This window comes from Microvirga sp. HS2 (assembly GCF_055792805.1).
The window spans coordinates 1-6,100 of record NZ_JBVVAJ010000075.1; the positions used below are offsets into that span (position 1 = coordinate 1).

The window sequence follows — 6,100 nt, forward strand, 5'->3', positions numbered from 1 at the left end:
ACATCAGGGCCAGCGGTTATGACATACCGCGCACAAAGGCCGGAGACATGACTGCACCCGCCCCGCTAGGCCCAAACGTCATCAACAATCACATTGCCAAACGGGCGCCATCCAGACATGACAGTGCCACATACGGTGCACATACGGTCAGGCCGCGGACGATCACGGTTGGCGAGAACGCCGCCTACTCACTTGCGACAAAGCCATGAAGCGGGAGGGGACGCTCCGGCGCTTTGCTAAACTCAAGCAGGTGAAGTTCCTGAATAATATCGTCGAGCAGGACCACAGGCGCATCAAGCGCTTGGTTCGACTAGGTTTCGGCTTCAAGAGCTTCGTGACGATCACCCGGACGATTGCCGGCTATAAGGTGATGGCGATGATCCGCAAAGGACAGGTTGTCAGTGCACCAGCGAACAACATCGGCGCTCAGCGCGACTTCAGCCCCTTCCCTCCATGTTCCAGGGAGTGAAGGGCGCCCCATAGGCGCCCTTCCGCAGATCCTGTCATCCTATCGACAATTACTTCACCAACCCGACAGAGGCCAGCACGTCACGCGTGCGGGCCTGCTCCGTCTTGACGAACTCGTCGAGCGCCGATCCCGTCAGAAAGATGTCCTGCCAACCGCGCATGGCCAGGATCTTCTTCCAGGTCTCGGACTTGGCGAGATCCTCGAACATCTTCGTGAGCCGCGCACGGTCATCGGCCGAGATGCCGGGAGGCGCTACGATCATGCGCCAGTTGGACAGCTCGAGATCGATCCCGCTCTCCTTTAGTGTCGGCGCGTCCGCATCCGGCAGACGGTCCGGAGAGGAAACCGCCAGCAAGCGCAACTTGCCGGCCTGGACTTGGCTCATGAACTCGCCGAGGGAATTGATGCCCGCCGTCACCTTGCCGCCGAGCAACGCGCCAAGGGACTCACCCCCGCCGGAGAAGGCGATGTAGTTGGTCTTCGACGGATCGGCGCCAACGTTCTTGGTGATCAGGGCCGCGAGAATGTGGTCCGGCCCGCCGGCGGATCCGCCCGCCCAGGTTACCTTGCCCGGATCAACCTTGATCATCTCGCCGAGCTCCCTCATCGACCTAATCGGCGAGGTTGCCGGAACCGCGACCGCTTGCCATTCGCCGGTCAGCCGCGCGATCGGCGTCACTTGGTCGAGGGTGACGGGCGACTTGTTCAGATTGATCGCTCCGACCATCACGTACCCGCTCGCCATCAACTGGGTCGGATCACCCTTAGCGCCGTTCACGAACTGGGCAATGCCGATCGTCCCGCCGGCACCTGGAACGTTGGTGACCTGCACGCTCTTGGCGAGTTCAGCCTCGATGAGGCCCTGTGCAACCGAGCGCGCGGTCTGGTCCCAGCCACCGCCGGGAGCCGCGGGTGCCATGATCTTCAGGCTCGGAGCTTGGGCGAAAGAAGCGGAGGGCAGGGCTGCGCCTGCGATCACGGCCAGCCTGAGAAGTGTCCTGCGGTTAAACGTCATAATTTATCCTCCTTGGAAAATGTTCATGCCCAATGCTGACGTCGCGCTGGGCCGTTCTTGGAGCCGGTCCGAAGCCAGTTGGGTGATGCGATCAAGCTCCGGCTTTGGCATCGGGCATGGCGAGAGCCTTGGCCTTTGACGGGGTTGGCTCATGCAAGGCGCGGCGCTCCTTGGCGTAGCGAACGAGGGCGCCGAAGCGGTAGATCCCGTGAACGAACTTGCTGTAGGGCATCGTGATGAAGAACCCGAACACAAAGCCCATGTGGAGCGCGAGCATCGTGCCCATCGCCGGGGTCGCACGCAGCACCAGGAGCAGCAGGCCGGTCAGGCTCACCAGGAACAACATGGCGATGAACGCCATCTCCATGCCGCGCCCGTTCTCGTCCCGCAGGGCCGGGTCACGCTTGACCTTCGCCCACATGAGGCCGGCTGGCCCGACGACGAGCCCGATCCCGCCCAGCGTCCCGAGCACCACAGGCAAGTCGTACCAAGGATACGGCGCCTGCATTCCAAGAAGATAATGGTAGAGGGTCGCCGTGCTGGTCGCCGCCAAGCAGAGGAAGAAACCGTAGAATGTCAGGTGATGATAGAGGCGGCGACGATCGTTCGGTCGCTCGTCCTCGTTGAAGCAGCCGGGCCCGCCGCCATCGAGGTAGCGCAGCGCCATCGTGTCCTTCATCGCCTGCCTGACGGAGATGCCGTTCGTCAGCGTCTCCCGCGTCTCGCCGATGTCGCGCCAGAACATGCGGAAGCCCATGATCAGGGCCCCAATGGCGTAAAAAAAGGCGGCGCCGAACACGCCCACCATCGCGTTGTGCGACATGATCCGGTAGAACGCCCCTGGCCCCGTCTGCACGCCAAACATCACGGCCGGGTCGTTGATCGCCATCAGGCCGAAGAAGAAGACGCCGACGCTGAGCGCCGCAATCACGCTGATCGCCAAGCCGTTACGCTCGAAGAGCGGCGCCAGCACTTGCGGCCAGACATAGAACTTGTAGGAGTCGTTGCGAACCTTCGCCAACGTCTGCGGTACGTTGACGTTGAACTCGTGCGGCGGCGAGAACTGACAATCGGTGTAGCAAGCACCGCAGCTATGGCAGAGATTGGCTAGGTAATTGAGATCCCCGTCCGAGAAGGCGCGTCGCATCTCCATAGCCGGGAACACGGCGCACAGCCCTTCGCAGTAGCGGCAGGAGTTGCAGACTGTCATCAGCCGCTCGGCTTCTTTGAGTGCTTCAGTTGCGTGCATTGTTTGCAGCCTCCCGTCCGGCAATCCGTCCGAAGACGCTGCCGATTGTCATTCCGATGCCGGCGGCATAGCCCTTGCCGAGTACATTGCCAGCCATGATTTCGCCTGCGGCAAACATGTTGGCCGCAGCCGTGCCGTCGGCCATAATCATGCGGGCGTCCTTGTTCACGCGTGTCCCGAGATAGGTGAAGGTGATGCCCGGACGGACCGGATAAGCATAAAACGGCGCCGTCTCGATGTGCCGCGCCCAGTGGGTCTTCGGTGGCGTCAGCCCTTCGGTCCGGCAATCGTCCAGGATTGTGTGGTCGAAGGTGCCAGGGCGGACGGCCCGGTTGAAGGTTTCGACCGTGGCCTCGAGAGCCTGCGGGTCGAGCCCGAGCTTGCGGGCGAGTTCCCGGATGCTGTCCGCCTTCACTGGTGGGTAGAGCGATGGCATGAACATCTCAAGAGAGGGCCCATCGAAGATGATGTAGGCGATCTGGTCGGGCTGGGCTGCGACGAGACGCCCCCAGATAGCGTAGCGCTTCGGCCAGATATCTTCACCCTCGTCGTAGAAGCGCTCGGCGTTCTTGTTCACCACGATGCCGAAAACGACGCAGTCGAGCCGGGTGATGATGCCACCGTCGAACTTCGGCGCCCGTGCATCAATGGCCACCGCATGACATTGCGTCGGATCGCCGACCTGCTGCACGCCCTTGTCGAGCAGCATCTTGAGAACGGATCCGCGGTTGTAAGGCGTGCCGCGGATCAGAAAGTTCTCGGCGACGTCTCCCCAGTACTGCTTCAGCCAATCGATGTTGGCCTCGAACCCTCCAGCTGCCGCGACGAGGGCCGCTGCATGCACCTTGTATCGCTGTCCACCATAGGCGACCGTGGCCGACTGGAACCTGCCGTCCTTAATCTCCAGATCAACGACCTCTGCGTCGTAGAGCACGTTGACGCCGAGATCCTCCGCTGTGCGGTAGAGCGCGTTCAGCATCGCCCTCCCTCCCCCGAGGAAGAACGAATTCGTGCGCCCGAGGCTGAGCGTGCCACCGAGAGATGGCTGCCAGCGCACCCCCTGCTCGACAATCCAGTGAAGGATGTCCTTCGACTTGCGGATCATGAAGCGGGCGAGTTCTTCGTCCGTTTGGCCTCCAGTGACGCGCAGGAGGTCCTCCCAGAACTCTTCCTCGGTGTAAGGGCCCGTGAGGATCTCCGTTGCGGTGTCGTGCGCGCAACGCATGTTGCGGGTATGGCGCGTATTGCCGCCCCGGTAGAACTTGGGAGCCGCTTCGAGAACGAGCACGGAAGCGCCCGACCGACGGGCACTGATCGCCGCGCAGAGCGCGGCGTTCCCGCCGCCGATCACCACGACGTCGTACTTGCGTGCCAGTTCAATCGGAATCGTCCCAGCCTGTCCTATCGAGCGAGCGCCCTCTGTCACTGTCTCCGGCGGAAAGTCTCTCGACGCCGCTGTTCCCACCTTCATCTCTCCAACCCTTGGCATCCCTGCCGGAACTCCATCTGACGCTGACGCGTGGCAGCATCGGCCGAGCACCCGTTTCATTATCTTTGACGATGCTTATCCGATTGCCCCGCCGAAGGTGCCAATGGCGGGGCTTGCACCCATTCAGGTTGCCCTGCTTCAGAACTTGAATTTCGAGCACCTTTGTATACAAACATATCCAGACGCGCTCTCTAGTCAACCTAGATGTTCGATGCTTCATAGATTCGAGCAGCGTCCTCAGGAGTAAGGATGGCAGATCAACCCTCTCACGAACTGGAACTAGTTGGCCGGAACTCCGGCATGCCACTGGGCGAGGCGGTCTTCCGGTCGCTCTGCCAGGCTTTCCGCGTCGGGATTTACCGCCCGGGTGACCGGCTACGAGAAGAGGACGTTGCCCAACGCCTCCAGGTCAGCCGTACGCCCGTCCGAGAGGCCCTCGGGCGCCTTCTGGCAAAAGGTCTCGTGGAGCCAGCCGGAGGGCGAGGTCTTGTGGTTCGCAGTCTTGGAACCGCCGAAGTCCTTGAACTCTACGCCATGCGGGAAATCCTGGAAGGCGCCGCGGCCCGCCTCGCAGCCCAGCATGCTTCGCCCTCTGAGATCGATGCTCTCATTGACCTGGAGAATGCCTTCGAGGCGCGGTCGAACGACCCTACCGAGATGGCCCGGCTGAACCGGGCCTTCCACGAGATGATCTTCCGCTCGGCTCGGAACCGCTATCTCGACAGCGCCTTGCAGGAACTTCAGGATGGGATCGCCCTCTTGGGGGCGACCACATTCAGCATTGGGGGCAGGCCCTCGACAGCGGCCGAAGAGCACCGCGCCCTTATCGATGCCATTGCGGCACATGATGCCGGCTGCGCTGAGAGTCTGGCGCGGGCGCACATCCGGGAAGCCTTGAGGTCGCGCCTGAAGCTCTTGCAGGACCGCTAGCTGGAGCAGGCATGTAATCAGGCCGGGACTGGACAGTCTGGTAAGGGTGTCCGCTAATGCGTCCCGCGGACCATCCGGCTAGCCGCCGGATTCTCTCGACGCGATCCAGCACCTCTTGGTTGCGGTTAATCTCGTCGGCAATCTTGTAACCCGTTAGCCCAAAGTCGGATGTATCCGCAATCGCCATCGGCACCGCTGCATCAATGCAACTGACACGGACACCATCCAGAATGTCGACCATGCTGCTAGTCGGAAGAAGCGCCCCGGTCTTCGCTCCAGCCATATCGAGCTAGTCGAGCCAGACAAGCGCCGCTGTACCGATGCCGCCATTGATGGCGGCATTTCCTTGATATGCCGCCTGTCCGGGAGTTTGGATTGTGGCAATGACCTCCTTATTCGTATTGACGTTGTAGATGCTGACCTGCGTCTCGCCGTCCTGAGCCGGCACTCTGCCTTTGTCAAAAGCAGATGGGCCTACGGCTGAAATCATGTTGCCGCAGTTTACCGAATAGTCGATTGTGTTATTTTGCACGCAAATTTGCGTAAACAAATAGTCAACGTCGATTCCTGGCCTCTCACTCTTTTGGACGATAGCTACCTTATTGATCAGGGCTATGGCCATCGTCACCGAGATATTGTCCTTCGAGTCCGAGACAGAGCCTCTCGGTGTGGTACCGTCGCAAACAGGGCCATCTTCGATGCCGGGTCCGACCAGGCGACAGCATCAACCGAAGGCAAGTTACTCCGTGAACACCTCGTCCCTGCCCTTCCGGATGGACGGCAGAAGCGCGATGACGAGCAGGATGGCGGCCACGGCCAGAAGGCCGGCGCTGACCGGGTGGGTCACGAAGGTGTCCAGCGACCCGCGCGACAGAATGAGCGCGCGGCGCAGGTTCTCCTCCATCAGCTTGCCGAGCACGAAGCCGAGCAGCATCGGCGCGGGCTCGA

Annotated in this window: 4 protein-coding genes and 3 pseudogenes; 2 read left to right on the forward strand and 5 right to left on the reverse strand. The window is 61.5% G+C overall.

The features are described 5' to 3' along the window. Positions 1 to 140 precede the first annotated feature (140 nt). Positions 141 to 469, forward strand: a pseudogene (locus ACS5Q0_RS27170) (DDE-type integrase/transposase/recombinase); the annotation flags it as partial. 49 nt (positions 470 to 518) lie between these two features. Here the strand turns inward: ACS5Q0_RS27170 and ACS5Q0_RS27175 are convergent. The 3 genes from ACS5Q0_RS27175 to tcuA form a co-directional block, all read right to left on the reverse strand. Continuing rightward, positions 519 to 1,484: a Bug family tripartite tricarboxylate transporter substrate binding protein gene (locus tag ACS5Q0_RS27175; RefSeq protein ID WP_473129743.1), complete on the reverse strand. Its 966-nt coding sequence runs from the start codon at positions 1,482 to 1,484 to the stop codon at positions 519 to 521. A 91-nt stretch (positions 1,485 to 1,575) separates the two neighbouring features. Beyond that, positions 1,576 to 2,733 (reverse strand): tricarballylate utilization 4Fe-4S protein TcuB, encoded by a 1,158-nt coding sequence (tcuB, locus tag ACS5Q0_RS27180; protein ID WP_473129744.1) that lies wholly within the window; start codon positions 2,731 to 2,733, stop codon positions 1,576 to 1,578. Continuing rightward, a complete protein-coding gene (gene tcuA / locus ACS5Q0_RS27185; protein WP_473129746.1) occupies positions 2,720 to 4,108 on the reverse strand; it encodes an FAD-dependent tricarballylate dehydrogenase TcuA in 1,389 nt (462 codons plus the stop codon). The genes tcuB and tcuA overlap by 14 nt, the downstream gene beginning before the upstream one ends. A gap of 363 nt (positions 4,109 to 4,471) precedes the next feature. Between tcuA and ACS5Q0_RS27190 the strand changes: the two genes are divergently transcribed. Further along, positions 4,472 to 5,152, forward strand: coding sequence for a GntR family transcriptional regulator (locus ACS5Q0_RS27190; RefSeq protein WP_473129745.1), 681 nt, complete (start codon positions 4,472 to 4,474; stop codon positions 5,150 to 5,152). On the opposite strand, the pseudogene ACS5Q0_RS27195 reads toward ACS5Q0_RS27190, so the two are convergent. Together ACS5Q0_RS27195 and ACS5Q0_RS27200 are read right to left on the reverse strand one after the other, a co-directional pair. Continuing rightward, positions 5,046 to 5,774, reverse strand: a pseudogene (locus tag ACS5Q0_RS27195) (PrpF domain-containing protein). The gene ACS5Q0_RS27190 and the pseudogene ACS5Q0_RS27195 sit on opposite strands and share 107 nt — an antisense overlap. A gap of 117 nt (positions 5,775 to 5,891) precedes the next feature. Then, positions 5,892 to 6,100 (reverse strand): annotated as a pseudogene (locus tag ACS5Q0_RS27200) (tripartite tricarboxylate transporter permease); the annotation flags it as partial.